Here is a 689-nt window from a genome sequence, read left to right as displayed (position 1 = left end):
TGCTGGAACTGCCGCCGGGCGGGTCGCACACCTTCGACACCGGCGACAGCGAGTGGATCGTGCTGCCGCTCAGCGGCGGCTGCACGGTGGAGGTCACCGACGACTCCGGCGCGCAGACCTTCCGGCTGACCGGCCGTGACAGCGTGTTCAGCGGCGTGAGCGACTTCGCGTACGTGCCGCGCGACGCCCGTACGGCCGTCTCGTCGGCCGGCGGCGGACGCTTCGCGCTCACCGGCGCCNNGCCGCCGGCGTCTTCGAGTGCGACAAGCTGATCGCCGTGGAGGTGCTCACCCCGGGCGGCAACTGGTCCTCCTTCCCGCCGCACAAGCACGACGAGCACCGGCCGGGCGAGGAGTCGGTCCTGGAGGAGATCTACTACTTCGAGTTCGCCGCCCACGACGGCGTCCCCGGCCTCGGCTACCAGCGGGTCTCCCCCTCCGGTCCGGACCGGGAGACGGACGTGCTGGCCGAGGTGCGCGACGGCGACGTGATCCTGATCCCCAACGGCTGGCACGGGCCGTCGATGGCCGTGCCCGGCCACCACATGTACTACCTCAACGTCATGGCCGGCCCCGATGCCGAGCGCGCCTGGCTGATCTGCGACCACCCCGACCACGCCTGGATCCGCGACACCTGGCCCGGGCAGCCCGTCGACCCCCGTCTCCCCCTCTACACCTGTCTCTTATCCA

General features: G+C 71.6%; 1 pseudogene. It reads left to right on the top strand.

The features are described 5' to 3' along the window. Positions 1-2: 2 nt before the first annotated feature. A pseudogene (locus CCN35_RS14990) lies at positions 3-689 on the top strand (5-deoxy-glucuronate isomerase); the annotation flags it as partial.

The sequence above is a fragment of the Streptomyces thermovulgaris genome (assembly GCF_002155915.1).
Lineage (GTDB): Bacteria > Actinomycetota > Actinomycetes > Streptomycetales > Streptomycetaceae > Streptomyces > Streptomyces thermovulgaris.
This window is presented reverse-complemented; position numbering and strand designations above follow the sequence as displayed.